Raw genomic sequence first — 24,704 nt, 5'->3', positions numbered from 1 at the left:
CGGAGATTGAAACACCTCCATCAAGACATCGGGAGCAGCCGGCGGCCCTAGAAATTCGGCCCGAGCGCGATCTTCGTGATGGTGTCGTTCCTGACGCCGATGCGCCATTCCGCCGAGCCGTTGGCGAACTGGGCGATGTAGATGTCGCTGTCGAGCGCAGTGACGCCGCGGAAGGAGACCGCACGCAACGCACCGAGCCGCGCCAGGATCGCCTGGTCGAACGGCAACTGCTGACGCGTGATGTCGGCCACTTCCGAGGTCATGTGCTCGTAGTCCGGCTGTCCTCTGCCGACGCCCTCGATATAGCGGCGAAGCATCGCCTCGCCATTGGCGATCGGAACGGCGCGGCGCGCGGCGCGACCGGGATGCGCGCCGATATTCGAGGCTTCGACATTGTGGAAGCGGGTCTGCCGGCCCGGCATCAGGATCTCCAGACACCGTCCCGATTTGTCGGCGATCATCCAGGGATTGTTTACGGTGGTGGTGGTGAACCAGGTCATGTTGGGCCTGACGATCTGCGCCTTGCGATTGCCGTCCGCGTCCAGCTTGAACACCTGGATGTCGTCGGCCATCTCGTTGTAGAGCATGATCCTGATCGGCGAGGTGCCGGCGCGGCCGCGAACGCTTCCCTCCTCCGCGCAAGGCACGATGCCGCCGAGCTCCTCATTGCCGTCGGCCCGGAACAGCACGTCGCCGGCCTTGCCGTCCGGCTCGATCATCAGGCGGAATTCCGCCGTGCCGTTCTCGAACTTCGCGCCATAGATGTCGTAGCCGCCGGGGCCGACGCCGCGGAAGAAGATCGATTGCACCGCGCCGAGCGCCACGAACGTCGCCCGCGACTCACTGAGCTGCCGGTGAACCTTGGCCGCCAGCGGCGCACTCATCCGATCGTACTTGGGCGTACCGCGGCGAAGATCCTCGATGCCGCGCAAGATCATCTCCTTGCCGCCGGGCGCCGGGACCTGCTCCCTGAATCGGTCAGGCACTTCCGCAAGGCGGCGCGCGAAATCCGCCTCGATCGCCTGAGCCAACGCTGCATCGATCCGGGGCGCCAGGCGGGCGCCAAAGACCGAATTGTGCACCAGCACCCGCGAGACCTTTGATTGCTCGTCACGCAGGAAGATCAGGAGATTTTCGCCACGGATTGAGAAGATGTCGGCACCTTCGGCGAGGAGCGTCGCCGGGCCCAGCACGGTTTCCTGCACCCGGAGCCGATCACCGTCACGCCGCACCGTCAGCACGCGGTTTGGCGCAATCCTGTACCAACCGACATACGGGTCGAGCGATACGGGCTCGGCTACCGCCGCCGGCATCTCGGCGACACGAACCGCACGAATGTCGCGGCCGTTCATGCGCAGCGTCAGCTCGGACGAGCGGCGCTCCGCATCGAGCGCGAAGGTGATCTCGCCGGACGAGGCCGCGTAGGACGCCATGCCGTCATTGCCGACCGTCAGGCGCAGCCTGCGCTGGCCCGTGAGCTGGCCATAAAGCTCGTCGCCCTCGCGGAAGACGGCGAACACCGAGGTCGGACCCATGGCGTAGAAATTGACGGACGGGCGGTAATGCTGGACGGGCACCTCGCCGATATCCGCGGCCACCGGCGCCGCGTCCGGCGTGCGATAGGCGATCATGCCGGCGGACACGATCACCACGGGGACGATCGCAGCGACGATCCACAGCCGCTTGCGCCAGCTGACGGCGACGGGCATCGCGGCAGCCGCGATGATGCGCTCGACACGGGCGCGCACGGTCGAGGCCCGCGCCATCGCAAGCTCGACCGGCCGCGGTTTCACCGTGCTCGCAAAGTCGAGCAGGATTTCCGCATAGGACAGCCGGTCGTCGATCACCTCGATCGCCTCGGCGTCGCTGATGATCTCGGCGAGCTCGGCAAGCCGCGCCAGCTGCCACCACGAGAACGGGCTGAACCAGAACACCGCGCGGTTGAACGACGCCAGCAGGAGGACGTAGAAATCGCGGTTGACGACATGCGCGCCTTCATGCGCGAGCACCGCAAGGCGCTTCTTCGCGTCCCAGCTGAAAAATTGCGGCGGCACCAGAATGGTCGAGCCGAAGGTGACGGGGCCGCCGACATCGCGGCTGACGCGCACGTCGGCGTCGATCATCTGCAGGCCCTTCATCGGCTTTGCCGCGCGCGCCAGACGCCAGGTCAGGCAGAGCCCGATCGCGAGCCGCAGCAGCAACAGGCCAGCGACGCCGGCATAGATCACGGTGGCAACGAGCCACCAATTGATCGAGAGCCCGCTTCTGGCCTGCGGCGCGATGGCAATGCCGGGCGCGACTGGCAGCGCGGGCTGCGGCGTCTCCAGCATCGAGACGTCGGCCGGCAGAAAATCATCCGGCACGGCGACCGGCAAGGGCAGCCGGGTGATCGTGAGCGTCGGCCAATGCATCACGAACGGCATCGCCAGCGAGGCCAGCAGCACGACGACCCAGGCCGTCATGTGAACGTGCGGGTTGCGCACGCGAAACAGATTGAGACCGAACCAGACGACGCCTCCCAGCACAAGGGAGCGCAGTGCCGCCTCCGCCAGAGTTGCGATCATTCTTTCTTCACTCCCCTCGCCTTCTTCGCCTTGGCCACCTGGTCGGCCAGCGTGCGCAATTGCTGCTGGTCGAGCATCTTGTTGTCCACCATGCCGACGAGGACCTCCTCGATCGAGCCGTTGCAGAACCAGTCGACGATGCGCTGCACCGCCTTGGCCGCCACCTTCGCGCGCGGCTCGGCGGCCTGGTAGACGTAGGTACGTCCGTCCACGGTGTGGTTAGCATAGCCCTTTTCTTCGAGCCGGCGCAGCACCGTGCGCACCGTCGATTCCTTCAGACGCCGCGACAACCGCTCGCGCACGATTTCGGCCGTGACAGGACCATGGGCCCAAACCAATTGCATGACCTCGTGCTCGAGGTCGCCCAGTTCGGGCAAACGATCGTCCATGGCGACTTACCTTGCGGATTGAGTTTTCTTGTAGCGCTACAGACCGTCGCATATGCGGCCGCGCGGCACAATGGCGATTCCACCTGGGATGGTGCCGGTGTGCTGACCTAGTTGCCGGCTCGTGATTTGAGGGAAGTCGAAATATGCGAGGTCGTCACGCCCGGGCTTGTCCCGGGCATCCACGTTCGTACCGCGCGTCAAGACGAGGATGGCCGGGACAAGCCCGGCCATGACGAGGCGGACACGTGACGCGCCCTAACCGCGCCGCTTGGCCGGGGATGGCGGCTTAGTAATGCGGCTCGTACATCTGCGACTGCACGAGCGCCTTGACGTCGTTGGGTGCGGGTCCGTCGGCGAGGCCGCGCTGATAGGCAACATCCGCCACCGCCGCGGCGATGCGGACCGAGACCTCGCGGATGCGCGGCAGGGCCGGATAGAGGCTGCCCTGCGCGAGATCTTCCTTGCCGACGCAATCGGCGAGCGTATGGGCGGCCGCCATGAACATCTCGTCGGTCACCAGCTTCGAGCCGCTGGCGATGACGCCGAGGCCGACGCCGGGGAAGATGTAGGAGTTGTTGCCCTGGCGCGGCACGAAACTGCGGCCGTTCAGCGTCACCGGATCATACGGACTACCGCAGGCGAACAGCGCGCGCCCATCGGTGTAGCGATAGGCGTCCTCCGCCGAGCATTCGGCCTTCGAGGTCGGGTTGGACAGCGCGAACACGATCGGCTGTTCGTTGAGCTCAGCCATCGCCTTGAGCACCTCGGGCGTGAAGGCGCCGCCAACCGCGGCGACACCGATGATCGCGGTCGGCTTCAGCGTCTTGATCGCGGTGAGGAAGTCGGCGATCGGCGCCTGGCCGGTGTGGGCATAGCGCAGCTTGTGGCCGGAAAGGCCCTCACGGCCGCCGACGACGAGCCCGCGGGAATCCACCAGCCAGTTGCGCCGGAGTGCTTCGGCTTCCGAAGCACCCTCCGCCATCATCGCGGAGACCACGAGATCGGCAATGCCGGTTGCCGCCTCGCCTGCGCCGAGGAACAGGATGCGCTGATCCTTCAGCTTGCCGCCGTTCACGCGTAGCGCCGAGAACAGGCCGGCGAGCGCGACTGCCGCGGTGCCCTGGATGTCGTCGTTGAAGACGCAGGCTTCATCCCGGTATTTGTGCAGCAGCTTGAACGCCGAATGATTGGCGAAATCCTCGAACTGGATCAGCACGCCCGGAAAGGTTTTTCGCGCAGCTTGCATGAATTCGTCGACGAAGCTGTCATAGGCCTCGCCCGTCAGCCGCCGCTCGCGCAGGCCGAGATAATAGGGATCGTTCAAGAGCTCTTCGTTGTTGGTGCCGACGTCGAGCACAATCGGCAGGCACGCTTCCGGATGCACGCCCGCGCAGGCCGAATAGAGCGAGAGCTTGCCGACCGGAATACCCATGCCGTTGGCACCGAGATCGCCCAGTCCCAAAATGCGCTCGCCGTCGGTGACGACGATCAGCTTGGCCGGATAGGGCCAGTTCTTCAGAATGTCCGCGATCTGACCGCGGTCGCGCGAGGAGATGAACATGCCGCGCGGCCGCTGGAAGATCAGGCCGAATTTCTGGCAGGCGAGCCCGACCGTCGGGGTGTAGATGATCGGCTGGATCTCGTCGATATTGTCGACGACGACGCGGAAGAACAGCGCCTCGTTGCGGTCATGCAGCGCGTTCAGCGCGACGTATTTTTCCAGATCGGTCGGCAGCGTTCGCAGATTGGTGAGGACGCGCTGAGCCTGCGTCTCCATCGTCAGCACGCAAGGCGGCAACAGGCCGCGCAGGCCCAGCGCCTCGCGCTCGGCTTCCGTGAAGGCGGTCCCCTTGTTGAGCAAGGGATCGCGCAGCAGTGTCATGCCTTGCGGCGGATTGGACGATGTCGGTTGGGCAACGACCCGGGCAGGTCTATTCACGAATTCCCCCAAGAAGCTTCATATTGAACCGCGGACATTGTCGGCCAGCGCTCCATTGAGATCAAGGACGTAGCGACGGAGGCATCGATTGTGATCTCGCACTGCAGCGAGACTCTCGCGAACGACAGGCAGTCGCACGCGAAAAGGTTAACGTCGCAAGGCTATTCCGGCTTGATATCGGCAGCCTTCACGATCGGCCACCATTTCTCGGTCTCGGCCTTCTGGAACGCCGCAAGCGCTGCGGGCGTCTGCTGCGCCGGGTGCGGAATCTCCTGCCCCAGTTCGGCAAAGCGCTGCTTGACGGCGGGCTCGGCGAGCACGGCGATGATGGCCGCGTTGAGCTTGGTGACGATGTCCTTCGGCGTGTTCTTCGGTGCCCAGATGCCGTGCCAGTAGGAGATGTAGAGACCCGGCAGGCCCGCTTCGTCGACGGTCGGCACATCGGGCGCAGATGCGAGCCGCGTCGGCGAAGTCACCGCGAAGGCCTTGATCGCGCCGCTCTTGACGTGCGGCAGCGAGTTCGAGGCCTGGTCGAACATGATGTCGATCTGCCCAGCGACGAGATCGATCATGGCAGGTCCTGCGCCGCGATAGGGCACGAACTGGAAGTCGGTGCCGGTCTTGTCCTTGAAGAAGACGCCGGCGACATGTGCGCCCGTGCCGGCCCCGGCCGTCCCGGCGGTGGCCTTGCCGGGGTTGGCCTTCAGCCAGGCGATCATCTCTTTCAGGTTATTCGCCTCGAGCGACTTCCTGCCGACGATGAGCTGCGTCCCCATCGCGATCATTGCGACCGGCTCGAAATCGGCGACGATGTCATAGGGCAGCTTGAAGATCGCGCCGTTCAGCACATGGGTGCCCCAATGACCGATGGTGATGGTGGTGCCGTCGGGTGTCGCACGCGCCACACGCGCGCCGGCGATGCTGCCGGAGGCGCCGGCCACGTTCTCGACCACGACCGTGGTGTGCAGCGCGGCGGCGATTCGCTCGGACAGGATTCGCGCCAGCGTGTCGGTCGGGCCTCCCGCCGCGAACGGTACGATGAGGGTTATGGGGCGCGATGGCTGAGCGCTTGCCGGTGCGCACCACATCGCGCATCCAATCAACGCGCCAACGACGATCACGTGACCGCGCAACACGGCCCACAGCCCCCGCATCAGCCTCTCCCACCCTTTTCGCCGCCCGCATGTCGGCAGCGGGCTGGAGGGCGAGTGAACGCTGCCGGGCGGGCCGAGGCAAGCGGTAAGTTGACCGCTATCCGGCGGCACGCCGCGGCGTCAGATTGGCCGCACCATCTGCCGGCGGCACGACGTGCATCAGGATGGTCTGGGTGGCGGAAGCGACGTCGATACCGTTCTGCTGGAAGCGCAGCTTCATGCGGCGGTTGAATTCGCGCTGGACCGGCCAGCGCCCGGCCTCGGTGCAGCGGATCTGGCCGACAATCGACACCATCGCACCGTCGACCTTGTCGATGCCCCACAGATCGAGGTCGCCGCGGATCAGCGGGCGGAATTCCGGTTCGCGGCGCATCTCGTCGACGATGTCCTTGAGGATCTGGCCGGCGCGGTCGGTGTCTTCCTTGTAGGCGACGTTGACGCTGACCGAGGCGTTGCCGGCGCCGCGGCTGGCATTGGTGATGGTCGTGACCGCGCTGAACGGCACGATGTGCACGGCGCCGTCGCCGGCGCGCAGACGGATGGTGCGGATCGAGACGTTCTCGACCACGCCCGACAGCCCCGACACGCTGACATTGTCGCCGACCTGCACCGTGTTCTCCAGCAGCAAAAAGAGACCGGTGATGAGATCCTGCACGAGCTTCTGCGAGCCGAAACCGATGGCGATGCCGACGATGCCGGCGCCCGCGAGCAGCGGCGCGACATTGACGCCGATCTCGCTCAACGCGGTGAGGCCGACGACGGTGGCGATCAGGCACAGCAGCGCCGTGCGCAGCATCGGCTGGAAGGTGCGCAACCGCGCGGCACGGGCGTAGTGCCCGTCCCGCGACAGCGTGTTGATCTGGCGGTCCAGCAGCGCGTTGCTGGCTTCCCAGATCGCCGCCGCGATCAGGACGGCGAGGCCGATCGTCACCACGGCCGAGATCAGCCGGCTGCCGATCTGGCCGCCATAGAACCAGACGATGGCGTCCACGCCCCAGACCTCGAGCACGGCGACGAAGCCGATGAAGCCGATCACGCCGGATACGATCTTGCGCAGCAGCGGCAGATAGCGGTTGGCGCGGATCTCGAGACCGGGAAAGCGCTGGAGGATCTCCGGCTTGATGCGGAAGCCGCGGTCGATCAGGCTGAGCGTCAGCATGATGGCGACGCGCGTGACCAGCGCCACAACGACCGTACCGACGAAATACTGCAAAAGCAGGGAATAGCCGTTGCGGATGTTGAGCGCCCACACCGCCCACAGCGCAAGATCGAGCGCGATGGCGAGATAATGCCAGCCGCCGGCGACGCGGTTGCGCAGGCGGGCGGCGATGCCCTGCCGCTCGGCCGGCGCACGGATGGCCTCGGCGACCTGCCGGCGGCATTGCAGGATGATGACGACGATGAAGAGGTGCACGACCAGCATCACCATGCGCAGCAGCGCCGCATAACCGGTACGATGCAGGCCGAGCAGCAGGGCCACATTGGCAAAGGCGATGCCGGAGACGCCGACGCCGACGATGCGGCGCGCCCAGATCTCGATATAGGCCGCGGTCTCGGCCCGGACCGGAAACAGCCCGAACGGTCCCGCCAGCGCCCGGATCACGCAGATGAGTCCGCGCGAGAAGGCATAGGCATTGACCACCGCGAGGATCACGAGGCGAACGGTCGTGGGCTCGCCGATCTCGGTGCCGAGCAGCGCGGTGGCGACGCCGACGAAGATGACCACCGGCAGCAGTTCGAGCACGAGACGTCCCAGTACGAAGGGCAGCCGCAACAGGACCTGCCACACGCGCGCGAGGCTGTGGCGTCGCTTGTTCAAGTCGGGCGCGGGCGTGACATCGGCCGTTGACGACGGCGGGTCGGCAACGGGGATCACCTGTGCCGGCAGGTGCGCGGTTTGCGGCACGCGTCCTTCCAGGAACGCGACCGGGCGGCGGATCAGGCGAAAGATCACCCACTCGGCCACAAGGGCGCAGCCGAGCACCAGCGCCAGCTTCCAGGCGATCTCGATCAGGAGATTGTAGGCGGCAGGATCGTTCGCAGTCCGCAGGAACCAGTAGTAGAAGGCCGGGAAGTGCGTGAGCGTCCGCGCCATGCTGGCGATCTCGCTCGAGATCGCGCCAATCTCCTCCGACACCGTGAGCAGGAGTTGCGCGCCAAGGCCGTCGGCGGAGAGCGGGATCGGCGACTTCTGCTCAGGCGCGGGCGGCGCAGGCTGCTGCTGACCGGACGCACTCGCGATCGCGCGCAGCGTGTCGATCATCTGCGCGCGCTTCTTGTCATCCTGGAGCGTATCCAGCGCGCGCCTGGCTTCGTCGGGCGACAGTGCGGCAGCATTGTTGGCCGCCGGCCGAGGCGTTTCGGCGCGGACGCCGGAGAAAGAGGAGATCGCGAGGAAGAGAGCGGCGAGGACCGCCGGGGCAAGCTTATGCGACACGAGGATTCCCTGGAAAAAATGAATGAGCCGGCGGCGTCGGGACCGTCGCCGCCGAAGCACACGCGTCATGTCGGATCGCAGCTATTCGCCTCCGGCCTGTGTCGGAAGTTGGCCTTTGAGGCGACATTCTCTTGGCATTTGCCGCAATGCGAAGATCGGGGAACCGCAACATCGGCGCGGGTCAATTGCCTGGCAATTGCGCTGCGGCCATGGTTCGAGACGCGCTCGGGCCAGCCGACGTGCCATGCAAACCCTCCGTCATTCCGGGAGTCGGCCCGGAATGACGGCAAGGAGGAAGGTGGAGGAGAAAAGCAGGATGTCAAAACCACCTGTCGCGGTCAGCCTCGTCTTGGCCATCCGGACACGATCGATGTGATGCAAAATACAGCGCCGGGAAGGTAGGGGCTCTGCCTCACTGATGCAGCCCGCTAAACCTTGACCCGGCGTGCCGTTCGCGGTTTCCGCCGCTATGCGATAGTCCGAACGAGCTCCATCGCACTTAACGCGGCTGGATTTGCGGAGGTGGAGTCATAGACCTCCCCTTGCTCACGAGGTGGACGTTGCGCGTCGCTTGTTGCGACCAGCGGAATGCTCCTCCTGTGCCACAAAACTGTCAAGCGGGATCGACAAGCGCGCGATCACAATTGGAGGCGTCAGTTCCGCAGGGTTTGACGCAGCATCTGTTTTGCCCGACGCATCAAGTCTATTTCGTAAAATCCGCATTCATACGACACCCGCCGGCAAACCATTGATTCCGCTGCGCCCGGCTACTGTGCATGGGGTCGTTTTCGTAGTTTTTGTCTGTGGCCTAGAGAAACATGTCGGCCAGGTCCACCGTCGAGGCGATCCCGACCTGGTCGAAGTTGCGCGCCAGCCAGCTTCGCGCCGCCGAACGGCCCTCGTCGCGCAGGCGGCACAACAGGCTCCATTCGGGATGGAATTGCGTGGCCGTGCCGAGCTGCGACATCAGCTGGTCGTTGCCGATCCAGTGCATGTACATGCGGCTGTGCTTGCCGCTGTCGAGCTCGCCATCGTCGATCAGCCGTGTGGCGAAGGCGATCGCGCGCATCTCACGCATCAGGGACGAATTGAAGCTGATCTCGTTGATGCGATGGAGGACGTCGGCCGCGCTCGTCGGCAGCTCGTCGCGCCGGATCGCCGTGACCTGCACGACGACGACGTCGTGGCTGCCCTTGCGGTAGATCAGCGGGAAGATCGCGGGATTGCCGAGGTAGCCGCCGTCCCAATAATGCTCGCCGTCGATCTCGACGGCCTGGAAATAGGGCGGCAGGCAGGCCGAGGCCAGTACGGTCTCCGCGGTGAGATGCGGGCTCTGAAATACCTTGATCTTGCCGGTGCGGACGTTGGTCGCGTTGAGGAACAGTTGCGGTGCCTCGGGCGAGGAATTGAGCCGATCGAAATCGACGACCCGCTGCAAGAGCGACCGGAGCGGATTGAAATGAAAGGGATTGAGCAGACCCGGCGGCAGCGTGTGCGTCAACGTGTGGATGACGGCGTGAACCGGATGATATTCCGGCGGCAGCTTCAGGGCCTGAATCCACTGGTTCAGCGGCGACATCAAATCGTACGCCATGTCCATGCGAGACACTTCGTACCAGAATGCGTGCAGGCTCTCTCGCGCGGCCTCTGCGCCCCCGTGCGCCATGCCGGAAGCCATCGCCACCGCGTTCATGGCGCCGGCACTGGTCGCGCTGACCGCCTCGATCGCGAGCCTGCCGTCTTCGAGCACCTGGTCGAGCACGCCCCAGACGAAGGCGCCGTGCGCGCCGCCGCCCTGGAGCGCGAAATTGACGGTCTTGCGGTCGGCGGTCCGATTGGCTGTCACTTTGCTTTCTTCTTGCCTCCCGTCCCCTCTTTCTCCAAGGCCTTGCGCACCTCGTCGAACTCCGCCACCGAGGCCTTGTCGGCGCGGGGGAAACGCAGGTCTAGCTTTTCAAGCGCGGCATTGATCACCGAGCCGATCACGACGCGCGCGAACCATTTGTGGTCCGCCGGCACGACATACCACGGCGCATGCGGCGTAGAGGTGTGCCGGACGATATCCTGGTAGACCGCCTGGTAGCGCGGCCACAGCGCGCGCTCCTTGATGTCGTCCATCGAGAACTTCCATTGCTTGGCCGGCTCCTCCAGCCGGTCGAGGAAGCGCTTGCGCTGCTCCTCTCTGGAGACGTTGAGGAAGAACTTCAGCACCACGGTGCCGTTGCGGCAGAGATACCGCTCCCAGGCGGCAATGTCCTCGAACCGCTCGTTCCAGATGTTCTTGGTGAGGAGCTTTGACGGCAGTTTCTCGTTGGCCAGAAGTTGCGGATGAACGCGCGTGACGAGGCATTCCTCGTAGTGCGAGCGATTGAAGATGCCGATATGGCCGCGTTCGGGCAGTGCGACCGCGTGCCGCCAAAGGAAATCGTGGTCGAGCTCGTTCTTGCTCGGCGCCTTGAAGGCGGTCACCTCGCAGCCCTGCGGGTTGATGCCCTCGAAGATCGCCTTGATGGCGCTGTCCTTGCCGCCGGCGTCCATGGCCTGAAATACGATCAGGAGCGACCAGCGGTCCTGGGCATAGAGCTTCTCCTGAAACCCGATCAGCCGCTTCTTGTTGGCGTCGAGAATCGCCAGCGCCTTCTCCTTGTCGAGATCGCCCTTCTCGTCGGTCTTGTGCGCCTTGAGATGAAACTTGCCCGATCCATCGTAGCGGAATGGCGTGATGTAGCGGTCAAGTTCCTGGGCGAGCGATTTGGACGGCTTCTTGCTCATGAGCGCGGGGCACCTTGGGTTGCGGCTTCAGTCGGTCGAGCAAGCTACCAAGGATGCCCTTGGGAAGGAATATGATGAAAAGGACCAGCAGCACGCCGTAGACGAGATTGTCCCAGCCGACCGCCTTGGTGCCGAAGCCGATGCGAAGGGTTTCCGCCAGCAGGATGGTGATCACGGCGCCAAAGGTCGGACCGAGCGAGACGAACAGGCCACCCACGATGGCCGCGAACACCATCTGCAGCGACACCGCGATGCCGCTGACGGTGTCGGGCGTGATGAACATCTGGTATTGGCAGTAGATCGCGCCCGCAAGCGCCGTCATCAGCGCACTGAGCAGCGTGATCTTCAGCTTTTCCGCGGTGACGTCGACACCGGCGGCGGCAGCTGCATCCTCGTCCTCCGAGATCGCCTCCAGCGCGTAGCGGCTCATGCTGCGGTCGACCCAGTGCCAGACCACGATGCCGAACAGCCAGACCCCGAGCGCAATCAGATACCAGGTCGTCTTGTCGTCGAACTGCAGTGCCAGCAGCTTGTTGCCCGAGGTTCGATTCGGCGTGTAGCCCAGCGAGCCGCCAGTGTAGTCGCGCGTCGCCGTGATAACCTGGAGCACGATGCCCGACAGCGCCAGCGTCACCAGCACGAAATAGTGTCCGGTGATGCGGAAGCGGAAGCAGGGATAACCGACGATCAGCGCCAGTGCGCCGGCAGCGACCATGCTGACGGGAATGCCGATCCAGGGCGACACGCCGAGGTGATTCCAGAGCAGCGCGGTGACATAGGCGCCGATCCCCATGAAGCCGCCATGGCCGAGCGAGACGAGGCCGAACCGCCCCATCATCGACCACGACGTGTAGGCGAACGACCAGATCAGGATCAGCACCAGGATGTGCAGATGATAGGGATCGCGATAGACGAAGGGCAGCGCGACCAGCGCCGCCAGCCCAATTCCCCATGCCGCAAGCCGCCCCTGCCCCATCATCGGCGCCTCGCGAGCAGGCCCGCGGGCCGGATGAACATCATGACGATGAAAAAGGCGAAGGCGAGCACATAACCCCATTCGAGGTCGGAGAACAGGCCGCCGAGCGAGATGATCTCGGCGAACACGAAGGCGGCGATGAAGCCGCCGATGAAATTGCCGAGCCCGCCGAGCACGCAGATCAGGAAGGTGATCGGCCCGAAGGACAGGCCGACGAAGGGATGCACGTCATATTGCAGCACCAGCAGGCAGGCGGCGAGCCCCGCGAGCGCGCCGCCGAGCGCGGAGGTGATGAGATAGATCCGCTTGGTGTCGACGCCCATCAACGCCATGATCTGCCGGTCCTGCGAGATGGCGCGGATCGCGGTGCCGGTAAAGGTGCGCGTCATGAACAGATAGACGGCGACCATGCCGACCAGCGCGGCCAGGAACGACAGTAGCCGCGCGTAGCTGAAATTCATGTCGCCGAGGGCGAGCACCGGCAGGCGAATGCCGAGATTGCGGAAATCGATGCCGAAGGCGACGGTGGCAAAGCTCTGCAGCACGAACAGCACGCCGCCGGTCGCAAGCAGCTGGTTGATCGGCGGCGCAGTCAACAGCGGCGCGATCACGAGGTAATGCAGCGCCGCGCCGAGGATCGCGACCAGCAGGATGGTGAAGGGCGCGGCGACGAAATAGCTGACGCCGTAATACTGCACCATGAAATACATGGCGTACATGCCGATCATCACCAGCTCGGCATAGCAGATCCAGGTCACGTCGATCACGCCGAAGATCAGGTTCAGCCCGAGCGCGAGCAGCGCCAGCACGCCGCCGAGCAGGATGCCGTTGATCACGGCCTCCAGCAGATAGATGTCGAAGACGTCCAAGAATGCCTGCATGCCCCTCACACCCCGAGATACGCTTCCTTGACCGTGTCGCTCGCCAGCATCTCGGCGGACGTGCCGGATGCCCGGATGGTACCTGCCTCGATCAGATAGGCGCGATCGACCACTTTCAGCACTTGCTGCACGTTCTGCTCCACGATCAGCACGGTCAGCCCGCTGGCGCGGATCCGCTTCACCAGCTCGAACACCTGCTGCACCACGACCGGCGCGAGGCCGGCCGATGGCTCGTCGAGCAGCAGCAGCTTTGGATTGGACATCAGCGCACGGCCGATCGCGCACATCTGCTGCTCGCCGCCGGACATGGTGCCAGCCATCTGGTGGCGCCGTTCCTTCAGGCGCGGAAACAGGTCGAACACCACTTCGAGCCGCTCGGCATACTGACTGCGGGCCTCCTTCATGAAGGCGCCCATCTTGAGATTGTCGTCGACCGAGAGCTGCGGAAACAGCCGCCGGTTTTCCGGCACATGCGCAATGCCGAGGCTGACGATCTTGTGCGGCGGAGTCGCCACGACGTCGGTCACCTCCATCCGGATCGAGCCGCGCGAGGGCCGGATCAGGCCGGAGATGACGCGCATCAGGGTGGTCTTGCCGGCGCCATTGGGGCCGATGACGCCGACGGCTTCGCCGGCCTTCACGTCGAGATTGACATCGAACAGCGCCTGGAACGTGCCATAGCCGGCATTGACCGCGCGGAGCTCCAGCATGCCTAGCCTCCCGCGCGGCGGCGCGCTTCGGCGGCCGCGGCCTGCGTGGTCTCGGCATCGGTGCCGAGATAGACCTCGATGACGCGCGGGTCGCCCGCGACTGCGCTCGGCAGGCCTTCCGAGATCTTCTCGCCGTGATCGAGCACCATGACGCGATCGACGACGCGCATCAGCACGCCCATGATGTGCTCGACCCAGATGATGGTGATGCCGAGCTCGTCGCGGATGTTGCGCAACATGTCGGCGGCCTGATCCATCTCGGTTTCGTCGAGACCGCCGAGGCTCTCGTCGGCCAGCAGCAGCTTTGGCGCCGTGGCGAGCGCTTTCGCAAGCTCGAGCTTCTTCAACCCCGCTGCGCCGAGGCCATCGACGCTGGCATGGCGATCGGTCGGCAGGCCGACCATCGCAAGTGACCGTTCGGCCGCTTCCTCGGCCTTGATGCGGCTGTGGCGACCCTGGCCGTAAAAGCCGGCGAGCGCGACGTTCTCGAAGATGGTCAGGCGGCGGAACGGCCGCGGAATCTGGAAGGTGCGGCCGATTCCGCTGTTGATGATCCGGTGCGGTGCGAGGCCCGCGATCTCGGAGCCGCCGAACACGATCGAGCCCGATGTCGGCGCCAGCGTGCCGGAGAGCATGTTGAAGATCGTGCTCTTGCCCGAACCGTTCGGCCCGATCAGGCCGAGGATCTCGCCCTGATCAACCCGAAACGACACGTTGTTGACGGCGGTGAAGCCGCCGAACCGCTTCACCAGCCCACTGACCTCCAGCACCAGACACTCCGCCGCTATTGGTTGCTGTAGGTGGTGCCTTTCGGCAGCGGCAGCACGGCTTCGCGCTGCGCCTGGCTCTTCGGCCACACCACGGAGGATTTGTCGTCGATGTACTGGATCACGACGGGGAACGAGCGCTCGTTCTGCCCGGCCATCGGGCTGCCCTCGCCGTAGAACTTCACGCCGAAGCCGAGCATGGTGCCGCCTTCGGGGATGTCGGTGTCGAGCGCCGCCTTGCGCAGCGCCTCGGGATCGACGCCACCATATTTCTTGATCGCGCGCGGCAGCACGTCGGCCATGAACACGTAAGTGTTGGACGCGCCGATGCCGACATGGGCGGAGCGGATGGCAACCCCGGGCCTGATCTTGTCAAACTCCTCGCCGACCATCTTGATCACGGGCGGGAGCTTCGGATCCATGGTCTTCTGGTTGGCGAGCCAGATCGAGATCGGGTCGGCGTTGAAGATGTAGGTGGCGTCGGCCCCCATGCCTTCCTTCAGCTTCTCATAGACGCCGTAGCCCGCACCATGGCCCATCAGCGCGCCGAACTTCAGGCCCTGCTCGCGGGCCTGGCGGAGCAGCAGCGTGATGTCGGGGTTGTAGCCGGTGTGGAAGATCACGTCGGGCTTGGCACGCTTGAGCTTGGTCACCAGCGCCGATAGATCGGGCGCGGTCGCCGAATAGCCCTCCTTCATCACGACGTTGAAGCCGGCTTTCTTCGCGCCTGCCTCGTTGCCCTTGGAGACGTCGACGCCATAGGCGCCGTCCTCGTGGATGATGGCGACGCGCAGGTCCTTCGGCTCCTTGTCGAACTTCGCCTTGGCGTTCTGCGCGATGAAATCCATCGTCATCATGCCGAACTGGTCGCCGCTCGCCTGCGGGCGGAAGACGTATTTGTAGCCCTTCTCGTTGAACACGGCGGACGAGATGCAGGTCGTCATCCACATGAACTTCTTGAGCTGCTCGACGCGGGCGGCCACCGGCACGCACTGCGCCGAGGAGAAGAAGCCGAGCACCATCTCGACCTTCTCCTGCTCGAGCAGGCGGACGGATTCGTTGATGGCGATGTCGGGCTTGCTCTGCGCATCGGCATAGACCGCCTCGATCTTGTAGCCTTCGACGCCGGTCTTGGCGAAATGGTCGAGGATGATCTTCGCGCCGATATAGCCGAGTTCGGAACCGCCGCCGGCCAGAGGTCCGGTCAAATCAAAAACGACGCCGATCTTGATCTTCTTGTCCTGAGCCTGGGCGGCCACCGCCAGGCTCGTCGCGGATATCGCGATCACCAGCCCACGTACCAATCGGGCAGCCATGCGCAGGCGCATCAAAACCTCCCTGGACGATTGTGCATTGCATTCGTCTTGCTTTTGGTTGCCCCCATCACATGGGCAGAGCGCAGGGATGTCAAGCCTCGCGCATCAGCGCGAGGCGAACTGCCGCTCGATAAAGGCCGTGACAAATCGCGGCATGGTCGGCGTGAGATCACCCGTCCCGCGCACGAGATGAATCGCCGACAATTCCGGCTCGTGCTCACGGGCAAGATTGGCTTCGATCCGGGCGCGAGCCTCGTCGCCGGGCATATCGAGGTTGAGCACCTGCATCATCGCAATCGTGGGGCCGCTGACGACGCAATACCAGTCCGGCTCGGCCCGATAGTCCGCCGCCGTCAAGCCGGTCTCTTCCTGAATTTCGCGGACGACGCTGCCGGGAATGTCCAGCATCCCATCCCTGACATCGTCGAGATCGGGCGTGCCCGACGGGAAATAGATGCGGCCTGCGTTCGCGGTGTGCTCCGCCATCTCGCCCATCAGGAAGGCGCCGTCGGACGTGCGCAACGCGCCCATGCCAAACCCATTGAACACGGGCGCGCCGGGAAAGCCCCAGTCGCGCCAGGCAAGGAAGCTTGCGAAGTCGGTCTCGAAATAGGTCGCAGTGAAATGACCGTCCGCGAATACGGGATCGCGTCCCATCAGGACGCGGCCGTTCCAGATCTTCGGCCGCTCACGCTGCTTTTCGGCGAAGTGCGCCGCGATCTCGGCCCGACGCTCCTCCGCGAACGGCCAGACGATCGGCCGCACGGCAAGAGCAAGCGTCGTGACGCGATGAATGATCGGAGACGTCATGAGGGGGCGACTATCACGCCTTCGCGTCAGCTATTTGGCGTTCCCCGTGGTCTTCTTGGCCTGCTCGACGAACTTGTTGGTGAAGGTCTTGCTGACGTCGATCTTGGCGTTCGCCACCTCGGGCGAGCCGACGCTGAACACCGCGAGCACGGCATCCGCGCCCTTCGGGTCCATCTTGCCGGTCTCCGAGTACATCGGCATCGTGTTCTTCAGCGCGGCGAGATAGAGGTCCTTGTTCTTGCCGACCGTCTCCTCCGGCATCTTCGCCATGATCTCCTCAGGGCTGTGCGAATGGATCCAGGCGAGCGTGGCGAGGATCGCGTTGGTGAGCGCCTGCGTCTCCTTCTCGTGCTTGGCAACCCAGGCCGCGGTCGAGTACAGCGCGCCGCCGGGATATTCGCCGCCGAAGGTCTCGAGCGTGTCCTTCTGCGTCCGCGTGTCGGAGAGGATGCGCAAATCCTTGTGGCTGCCCTGCAGCACGGTGACGGAGGGATCGAGCATCACGGCCGCGTCGATCTGGCCCTGCTCCATCGCGGCGACCGCGGTGGCGCCGAGGCCAACGCCAATCACGGCGGCGCTGGTCGGATCGATGCCGTTCTTCTTGAGCATGTACTTCAGGAAGAAGTCGGTCGAGGAACCGGGCGCGCTGACGCCGACCTTCTTGCCGGCGAGATCCTTGACCGACTTGATGTCGTTGGTGCGCGAGGGCGCGACCACGAGCACGAGGCCGGGATAGCGGTCATAGACCACGAAAGCCTGGAGCTCCTGCTTCTTCGCCGCCAGATTGACGCAATGGTCGAAATAGCCGGAGACCACGTCGGCGCTGCCGCCGAGCACGGCCTTGAGCGCGTCCGAGCCGCCCTTGAGGTCAACCAGCTCGACACTGAGGCCGGCCTTCTCGTATTCGCCGAGCTGCTTGGCCAGCACCGTCGGCAAATAGCACAGGCAGGAGCCGCCGCCGACCGCGATGGTGACCTTGCTTTGCGCCGCGGCAAATCCGGTGGTGAGCGTCAGTGCGAGCAGCGCCGCGGCGAGCCTGGCAATCGTGTTCTTCATTGGTTTCCTCCGTTCGGCCGGCGGCACCATAGAGCAGCGCGACGGGCTTGAGAAGCGTGGCCTAAGGCACTGGCCATCGGCCTTTTGGCGCAATAGCATGCGGGTACAACAACAAACTCGTGATGGGGAGGATCATCCATGAATCGCCTTGCAATCGGGCTGTCGATCGCCGCCGCCTTTGCCGCCGGATGCGGCGCGAACCAGCTGCTCCGGCCGGCGCTGGCCGCCGAGAACATCACCGCGCAGATCATCCACACCGGCGAGATGGAAGGCGATGCGCTCGGCGCCGCCAACAATGTCGGCTACCGCTCAAAAATGTTCGCGAGCGCCGACGGCGCCACGATCTCGATCCAGGTCGGCAATGTGCCCAAGCACATGCATCCCAACACCAACGAGATTCAGTACATCCTGGACGGCACCGGCACGATCTGGCTCGGCGACAAGGAAGTCACGGTCAAGCCGGGCGACCTCGTCATCATCCCGAAGGGCACGCCGCATGGCGGCACCAAGCCGATCAGCGGACAGGTCAAGGCGATCGCGATCAAGACGCCGCCGCAGGCACCCGACGACACCAAGCTGCTGGATTGAGGCTTCGCGATTGGGGCCCGCGCCGATACGCGGGTCCCGCCTCGCGCCTAGCCGCGCCCATCCGACGCCGTCGGCCGCCACACCAACAGGCGCCGCTCCACCAGCGTGACCCCATAGTCGATCAGGATCACGAACGCCGACAGCACGAACATGCCGGCGAACACGCCGGCGACGTCGAACACGCCCTCCGCCTGCTGGATGAGATAGCCGAGGCCCGCTGCCGATCCCAGATATTCGCCGACGACCGCGCCGACCACGGCAAAGCCGACCGAGGTGTGCAGCGAGGAGAACATCCAGGACAGCGCCGAGGGCCAATAGACGTGCCGCATCAGCTGCCGCTCGCTCATGCCGAGCATGCGGCCATTGTCGAGCACGGTGCGGCTGACCTCCTTGACGCCCTGATAGACGTTGAAGAACACGATGAAGAACACCAAGGTCACGCCGAGCGCGACCTTGGACCAGATGCCGAGGCCCAGCCACAGCGCGAAGATCGGCGCCAGCACCACGCGCGGCAGCGCGTTGACCATCTTGACGTAGGGGTCGAACACTGCCGCTACAATCGGCTGGCGCGCGAACCAGAAGCCGACCAGCACGCCGCCGAGCGAACCGATCACGAAGGCGAGGATCGATTCCGCCAACGTGATGCCGAGGTGCTTCCAGATCACGCCGGAAGAGAACCACTTCACGATCTGGCTGAAGACGTCGAACGGGTTGGAGAAGAAGAACGGCGGCAGCAGGATCTTGCCGAACACGGGAACGGTCGACAGCACCTGCCACAGCACGATGCAGACGACCGCGACCAGGACTTGCAGCGCGAACAGCGTCGGGCGCGACATCAGACTGCCTCCGCCGCTTGGGTGGATTGCGCGTAGCCCTTCATCACCTCGTCCTTGAGCACGCTCCAGATCTCGCGGTGGAGCGCATGGAACTCCTTGTCCAGTCGCACCTCGAAGATGTCGCGCGGCCGCGGCAGGCTCACCTGCCAGTCGCCGATGATACGCGAGGACGGCCCCGCCGACATGATCACGACGCGGTCGGCGAGCGCGATCGCCTCTTCGAGATCATGGGTGACGAACAGCACGGCCTTGCGGTCGGCGTTCCAGAGGTCCAGCAGCAGGTTGCCCATCACCTGGCGGGTCTGCGCATCGAGCGGCCCGAACGGCTCGTCCATCAAGAGGATTTTCGGATCGCGGATCAGCACCTGCGCCAGCGCCACGCGCTTGCGCTGGCCGCCCGAGAGCATATGCGGATAGCGACCCGCGAACGCGCCAAGGCCGACCGAGGTCAGCCATTTCTGCGCGCGCGGCAGTGCCTCGGCGCGCGGCGTGCCCTTGATCTCCAGCCCGATCGCGACATTGTCGAGCGCGGTCTTCCACGGGAACAGCGCGTCGGCCTGGAACAGGTAGCCGGCATCCCGGTTCAGCCCCGCGAGCGGCCGGTCGAAAATCCTGACGCTGCCGGCGGCCGGCTTCAGCAGCCCGGCCGCAACGTTGAGCAGCGTCGATTTCCCGCAGCCCGTGGGCCCGACGATGGCGACGAACTCGCCTTGCGCCACTGTGAGGTGGGCCTTTTCCACCGCTGTATAGACCCGCCCGTCCCCGAGCCGGAACGCAACCTTGGCATCTTCCAGCGCCACTGCCGTTGGCGTTGACATATATTCCCTCCGAACTTGGCCCGATGCCTTAGCCGCTCGCGCGGCCAAGTTCAATCAAGCCGCCAAGCGTGCTACGCATGGGCGTCGCCGCGCTCTTACCCTCCCCTGGAGGGGGAGGGTCGGCTCACATGAGCGCCAGCGAAATGTGAGACGGGGTGGGGTGACGGTCTCTCCACGTCCAACACTGCCCGGGTTGAGAGACCACCACCCCGCTCGCGCAGCGCGCGATCGACCCTCCCCCTCCAGGGGAGGTAAGAGAAAAGCGAGCTCACCTGCGATGCCTTCCAAGCCAGCCATCAGCTATGCCCAGGTCACCAAGAGCTTCGGCTCGCTCAAGGCCGTGGACGATTTGTCGCTCGACATCGCCGAGGGCGAATTTGTGGCGATCGTCGGCGGATCGGGCTCCGGCAAGACCACGCTGCTGCGGCTCGCCAACCGGCTGATCGAGGCCGAGGGCGGCACCATCACGGTCGAAGGCGAGGACGTGCAAAGCGTCGATCCGGTCGCGCTGCGGCGGCGGATCGGCTACGTGTTCCAGAGCGGCGGGCTGTTTCCGCATCTGAGCGTTGCCGACAATATCGGGATCACGCCGAAACTGCTGGGCCAGCCGGCGGCCGATATTGCAGCGCGCGTCGACGAGCTGCTGGAGCTCGTGCAGCTCGACCGTGACGCGCATCGCAGCCGTCTGCCGGAGGCGCTCTCCGGCGGCCAGCGCCAGCGCGTCGGCGTGGCGCGGGCGCTGGCGGCAAGGCCCCGCATCGTGCTGATGGACGAGCCGTTCGGCGCGCTCGATCCCATTACCCGCGATGCGCTCGGCGACGACTATCGTTCGCTGCATCGCAAGCTCGGCCTGACCACCGTGATGATCACGCATGACATGACGGAGGCGATCCTGCTCGCCGACCGCATCGCGGTGATGCGCAGCGGACAGCTGCTCGCGCAGGGCACCCCCACCGAGCTCTCGAACAGCAGCGACGCTTACGTGCTGGAGCTGCTGCGTACGCCGCGGCGCCAGGTCGAGCGGCTGAACGCGCTGCTGCCACAAAGCGGTGCGGCATGAGCTTCCTCGCCGATCCACGCTGGGGCGAGGCGCTGGCGCATCTGCCCGATTATCTCGGCAATCATGTGCGGGTCAGTCTCGCCGCGCTCGCGCTTGGCCTTGCCGTCAGCCTGCCGCTGGCGATCCTGACACGCAATCGCCCGGCGCCGCGAGCTATCCTGCTCGCAATCGCCAGCATCGTGCAGACAGTGCCGGGCCTGGCGCTGCTCGCGCTGTTCTATCCGCTGCTGCTGCTGGCCGCCTCGGTGACGCTGGCCTGGTTCGGCGTTGCCTTCTCGGCGTTCGGCTTCCTGCCGGCGATGCTGGCGCTGGCGCTCTATTCGATGCTGCCGGTGCTGCGCAACGGCATCACCGGGCTCAACGGCATCGATCCCGCGCTGATCGAGGCCGCCAAGGGCGTCGGCATGACCGCGCGGCAATCGCTCGTCATGGTCGAGCTGCCGCTGGCGCTGCCGGTGATGATGGCGGGCATCCGCACCGCCGCGGTGTGGGTGATCGGCACCGCGACGCTGTCGACGCCGATCGGGCAGACCAGCCTCGGCAATTACATCTTTGCCGGGCTTCAAACCCAGAACTGGGTGTTCGTGCTGTTCGGCTGCTTTGCCTCGGCGCTGCTGGCGCTCGCCGTCGATCAGCTGCTCGGCCTGATCGAGGGCGGCCTGCGCCAACGCAGCCGCGCCCGCACCGCGCTCGGCGCAGCCGGTATCGCGGCGCTGGTCGCTGCAACGCTGGTGCCGACGATGGGACGCTCGTCGCAGGGCTATGTCGTCGGCGCCAAGACCTTCGCCGAGCAATATGTGCTGTCGGCCCTGCTCAGGGACCGCCTCCAGGCCGCCGGTCTGCCCGCGACGACGCGCTCGGGTCTCGGCTCCAGCGTGATCTTCGGGGCGTTGAAGGCCGGCGACATCGATCTCTATGTCGATTATTCCGGCACGCTCTGGGCCAATCAGCTGCATCGCTCCGACATCAAGCCGCGCGCAGAACTGTTGACGGATTTGAAGGCAAGCCTGGCAAAGGACAACATCACCCTGCTCGGCGAGCTCGGCTTCGAGAACGCCTATGCGTTGGTGCTTCCGAAGAAGCGCGCCGAAGCGCTTGGCATCCGGACCATTGCCGATCTCGCGGCGCACGCATCGACGCTATCGATTGCCGGCGACTACGAGTTCTTCTCGCGGCCGGAATGGGCGGCGCTGCAAAAGGCCTACGGCCTTTCGTTCCGCGCCCAGCGCCAGATGCAGCCGGATTTCATGTATGCAGCGGTTGCGAGCGGCGAAGTCGACGTGATCGCCGGCTACACCAGCGACGGGTTGATCGCGAAATACGATCTTGTCGCGCTCGACGATCCCAAGCACGCGATTCCGCCCTACGACGCGATCCTCCTGCTCGCACCGAAGCGCGCCGGGGACGAGCGGCTCAAGGCAGCACTGCAACCGCTGCTCGGCAAGATCGACATCGCCACCATGCGCGAGGCGAACCTGCGCGCCAGCGGCAATGACGCGAATTCCTCGCCGGATGCGGTCGCGAAGTGGCTGTGGGAGAAGGTGGGCGGGCGGTAGGTTGAGATTTCGTAGGGTGGGCAAAGGCGCGCAAGCGCCGTGCCCACGGTCGCTGGATTCGTGTGAGAGGTGGTGGGCACGCTTCCGCCTTCGCTCTTCGAGCTACGGCGGACAAGTCGCTTTGCCCACTCAGGATGGCGGTAGAGCCTACAGTCCCCTGATGATCCCCGCGTTGATCAGCAGGCGGTTCAGCCGCCGCGCTTCGACGCCGTCCTTGCAGCTGTAGAACACGCCCTTGCAGCGGAGCATGATCTCCTTCTGCTCGGCGAAGGACGGATCGAGCGGGATGCCGGCGGCCTCCTGGATCACCAGCGGCAGATAGGGGCCGTCGATCGTGTCCATCACGGCAGCACTCTTCACCGGCTCGAAATTGACGGCGTCAATCGCGTAATAGGTCGCGTAGAGGCGCGGATCGTAGGCGTCCAGCTTCTTGCCGAGAGCGCCCTCGTCGAGCCCGGGCTCGAGGATAGCAGGCGCGAACTCGGGTTGATGATCGCCATAGCGCACGATCAGGAAGGGCTCGCCCGGGAACGTCTTCTTCAGGCCCGCGACGAACGCCTTGTATTGCTCGGCGCTGATCGCCTGCCGACGCAGATATTCATCGATGGACGGCACATTGCCCGGCGCGCGCCAGTTCGGCAGCAGGTCGGGACGGAAGCGCGTCTCCCAGGGGAAATGATTGGCACCGAGATAGATGAAGGTGAACAGCGGCTTGTTGGGCGGCTGCTGGCCCATCAGCTGGAGCGCCTTGTCGTAGAAGAAGCCGTCGGGCTCGACGTCCTTGGCGCCGAGATCCTTGGCGTCGAGGAAGCGTTCGATGCCTGTCGTCAGCTGGAAGCTGCGCGCGGCCATGAAGCCGCCATGGGCGGGATAGAGCGACATCGTGTCGTAGCCGCAACGGCGCAGCGCCAGCGGCAGCCCGCGCTCGACGCGGTTCGAGGCGATGCGCGTCACGAAATAGGCAAAGCGGCCGAACGAGCGCGAGGAGAGGCCTGCAAGCACGTTGTATTCGGTGAACCAGCTCGGCCCGCCATTGCTCTCGGCCAGGAACGTGCGTTGCTTGCCGTCCCAGGATTTGAAGTGGCTGCCATAGCCCTGCGGCACCTTGATGCCCTGGGCGGCGCGGATGTCGAAGCTCGATTCATCATGGATCATGATGATGTTCGGCCGGCGTCCGGCAGGATGGCAGGAATCGACCAGCGGCATGTTGAGGCGCTCGTTGGTCGCGGCGGCCGATTCCATGAAGCCGTACTGCACGAAATCGGAGACCGAGCTGACGCCGGAGCGGAAGAACTTCGACAGATAGCCGTCGTCGTAATAGCCGCGCCAGGCTTCGTCCGGATGATAGAGCGAATAGCCGACCAGCGCGGCAAGGCAGGCCAGCTTGCAGGCGAACGCCGGCAGACGGCGGATGCGGAACGGATCGAGCCACCACAGCGCATACATCAGCGGCAGCGTGACGAAGCCGGCCAGGATCACCGACCAGCGCAAATTCGGGAAGATCGTGAACAGGAACGCGACGGTGTCGCGGTCGATCATCATCAGGTCGATGAAGTTGACCGTCATCTGGACGACGTCGTGCTTGAGCCGCGACAGCAGCACCAGCACGACGACCATGGTCAGCGACAGCGCGCCTGATAGCGCCGGCCGCCGCAGCAGGGTGATCCAGAAAAAATTGAGGATGCCCCAGGCCAGCGCGAAGGAGAGCCGCGAGCCGAAATCGGTCTCGGTCTGGTACATCAGCGCGAGCGCGGCCAGATGCGGCGCGGCAACCGCGAGCAGCCGCCAGATGCCGAGCGCGGCGACGCTCGCCAGCACGGCGGTCGTGGCAGAAGGACCTGGATTGGGCGCGGACGCCATCGACGACACGCTATACTTCAAGTCCGGCGCGGTGATGCCAGGCCGTCTGGTCCTCGAGACGGTGACGGGGCGTCCGGAGCAGCCGGAAGCCTGCACCGTGTCATAAAACTGTAACGGAACGGTCAAGGACAGGCAACGCATGCGGTGACCCGACCTTCGCTTATTGTTAGTGACCGGCGAAGCCCGCACGGCGGCGGGCCGAGCCGCTCGCTCGG

20 protein-coding genes are annotated in these 24,704 nt (G+C 65.1%); 3 read left to right on the top strand and 17 right to left on the bottom strand.

Translation table 11 applies throughout. The features are described from left to right. Positions 1–47: 47 nt before the first annotated feature. The 14 genes from GGD65_RS10155 to GGD65_RS10090 all read right to left on the bottom strand — a co-directional run bounded on the left by GGD65_RS10155 (position 48) and on the right by GGD65_RS10090 (position 17,771). Entirely contained in the window at positions 48–2,564 is a 2,517-nt protein-coding gene (locus GGD65_RS10155; RefSeq protein ID WP_183235180.1) for a M56 family metallopeptidase, read from the bottom strand. After that, entirely contained in the window at positions 2,561–2,953 is a 393-nt protein-coding gene (locus GGD65_RS10150; RefSeq protein WP_018319749.1) for a BlaI/MecI/CopY family transcriptional regulator, read from the bottom strand. Before GGD65_RS10150 ends, GGD65_RS10155 begins: the two co-directional genes overlap by 4 nt. A gap of 286 nt (positions 2,954–3,239) precedes the next feature. Further along, positions 3,240–4,892, bottom strand: a complete 1,653-nt coding sequence (locus GGD65_RS10145; RefSeq protein ID WP_312017694.1) for an NAD-dependent malic enzyme — start codon at positions 4,890–4,892, stop codon at positions 3,240–3,242. Positions 4,893–5,053: 161 nt separating this feature from the next. After that, positions 5,054–6,046 carry a tripartite tricarboxylate transporter substrate binding protein gene (locus tag GGD65_RS10140; RefSeq protein WP_183235179.1) on the bottom strand — a complete coding sequence of 331 codons (993 nt, stop codon included), beginning with the start codon at positions 6,044–6,046 and terminating at the stop codon, positions 5,054–5,056. A 97-nt stretch (positions 6,047–6,143) separates the two neighbouring features. Continuing rightward, positions 6,144–8,483 carry a mechanosensitive ion channel domain-containing protein gene (locus tag GGD65_RS10135; RefSeq protein WP_183235178.1) on the bottom strand — a complete coding sequence of 780 codons (2,340 nt, stop codon included), beginning with the start codon at positions 8,481–8,483 and terminating at the stop codon, positions 6,144–6,146. A gap of 808 nt (positions 8,484–9,291) precedes the next feature. Then, positions 9,292–10,329, bottom strand: coding sequence for a patatin-like phospholipase family protein (locus GGD65_RS10130; protein ID WP_183235177.1), 1,038 nt, complete (start codon positions 10,327–10,329; stop codon positions 9,292–9,294). Beyond that, on the bottom strand, positions 10,326–11,255 hold the full coding sequence (locus GGD65_RS10125; protein ID WP_183235176.1) for a polyphosphate kinase 2 family protein: 930 nt from the start codon (positions 11,253–11,255) through the stop codon (positions 10,326–10,328). Before GGD65_RS10125 ends, GGD65_RS10130 begins: the two co-directional genes overlap by 4 nt. Then, the gene (locus GGD65_RS10120; protein WP_026202244.1) at positions 11,215–12,234 is read right to left on the bottom strand and encodes a branched-chain amino acid ABC transporter permease; all 1,020 of its coding nucleotides are present in this window, start codon (positions 12,232–12,234) and stop codon (positions 11,215–11,217) included. Before GGD65_RS10120 ends, GGD65_RS10125 begins: the two co-directional genes overlap by 41 nt. Further along, entirely contained in the window at positions 12,231–13,112 is an 882-nt protein-coding gene (locus tag GGD65_RS10115; protein ID WP_092253303.1) for a branched-chain amino acid ABC transporter permease, read from the bottom strand. The genes GGD65_RS10120 and GGD65_RS10115 overlap by 4 nt, the downstream gene beginning before the upstream one ends. Before the next feature lie 5 nt (positions 13,113–13,117). Then, a complete protein-coding gene (locus tag GGD65_RS10110) occupies positions 13,118–13,822 on the bottom strand; it encodes an ABC transporter ATP-binding protein (protein WP_183235175.1) in 705 nt (234 codons plus the stop codon). 2 nt (positions 13,823–13,824) lie between these two features. Next, the gene (locus tag GGD65_RS10105) at positions 13,825–14,592 is read right to left on the bottom strand and encodes an ABC transporter ATP-binding protein (RefSeq protein ID WP_018319739.1); all 768 of its coding nucleotides are present in this window, start codon (positions 14,590–14,592) and stop codon (positions 13,825–13,827) included. 14 nt (positions 14,593–14,606) lie between these two features. Next, on the bottom strand, positions 14,607–15,917 hold the full coding sequence (locus GGD65_RS10100; protein WP_183235174.1) for an ABC transporter substrate-binding protein: 1,311 nt from the start codon (positions 15,915–15,917) through the stop codon (positions 14,607–14,609). Between the two features lie 93 nt (positions 15,918–16,010). Next, a complete protein-coding gene (locus GGD65_RS10095) occupies positions 16,011–16,715 on the bottom strand; it encodes an NUDIX hydrolase (RefSeq protein WP_183235173.1) in 705 nt (234 codons plus the stop codon). A 30-nt stretch (positions 16,716–16,745) separates the two neighbouring features. After that, positions 16,746–17,771, bottom strand: a complete 1,026-nt coding sequence (locus GGD65_RS10090) for an ABC transporter substrate-binding protein (protein ID WP_183235172.1) — start codon at positions 17,769–17,771, stop codon at positions 16,746–16,748. Between the two features lie 138 nt (positions 17,772–17,909). On the opposite strand from GGD65_RS10090, the gene GGD65_RS10085 reads away from it, so the two are divergent. Next, complete coding sequence (locus GGD65_RS10085; protein ID WP_028145436.1) at positions 17,910–18,359, top strand: cupin domain-containing protein; 450 nt, start codon at positions 17,910–17,912, stop codon at positions 18,357–18,359. A 47-nt stretch (positions 18,360–18,406) separates the two neighbouring features. Here GGD65_RS10085 and GGD65_RS10080 read toward each other — a convergent pair whose 3' ends face one another. Continuing rightward, positions 18,407–19,195 carry an ABC transporter permease gene (locus GGD65_RS10080; RefSeq protein ID WP_018319734.1) on the bottom strand — a complete coding sequence of 263 codons (789 nt, stop codon included), beginning with the start codon at positions 19,193–19,195 and terminating at the stop codon, positions 18,407–18,409. Beyond that, on the bottom strand, positions 19,195–20,013 hold the full coding sequence (locus tag GGD65_RS10075) for an ABC transporter ATP-binding protein (RefSeq protein ID WP_018319733.1): 819 nt from the start codon (positions 20,011–20,013) through the stop codon (positions 19,195–19,197). The genes GGD65_RS10080 and GGD65_RS10075 overlap by 1 nt, the downstream gene beginning before the upstream one ends. Positions 20,014–20,290: 277 nt before the next feature. Here GGD65_RS10075 and GGD65_RS10070 point away from each other — a divergent pair, with 277 nt between their 5' ends. Next, on the top strand, positions 20,291–21,073 hold the full coding sequence (locus GGD65_RS10070; protein WP_183235171.1) for an ABC transporter ATP-binding protein: 783 nt from the start codon (positions 20,291–20,293) through the stop codon (positions 21,071–21,073). Continuing rightward, the gene (locus tag GGD65_RS10065; protein ID WP_183235170.1) at positions 21,070–22,629 is read left to right on the top strand and encodes a glycine betaine ABC transporter substrate-binding protein; all 1,560 of its coding nucleotides are present in this window, start codon (positions 21,070–21,072) and stop codon (positions 22,627–22,629) included. The genes GGD65_RS10070 and GGD65_RS10065 overlap by 4 nt, the downstream gene beginning before the upstream one ends. A gap of 147 nt (positions 22,630–22,776) precedes the next feature. Here GGD65_RS10065 and GGD65_RS10060 read toward each other — a convergent pair whose 3' ends face one another. Continuing rightward, positions 22,777–24,489: a sulfatase-like hydrolase/transferase gene (locus GGD65_RS10060; RefSeq protein ID WP_018319730.1), complete on the bottom strand. Its 1,713-nt coding sequence runs from the start codon at positions 24,487–24,489 to the stop codon at positions 22,777–22,779. Between the last annotated feature and the right edge of the window lie 215 nt (positions 24,490–24,704).

This window comes from Bradyrhizobium sp. CIR18, from assembly GCF_014198295.1.
Classification (GTDB): domain Bacteria; phylum Pseudomonadota; class Alphaproteobacteria; order Rhizobiales; family Xanthobacteraceae; genus Bradyrhizobium.
Note: the sequence above shows the minus strand (reverse complement) of the source record. Positions and strands in the feature narration are given on the sequence as shown.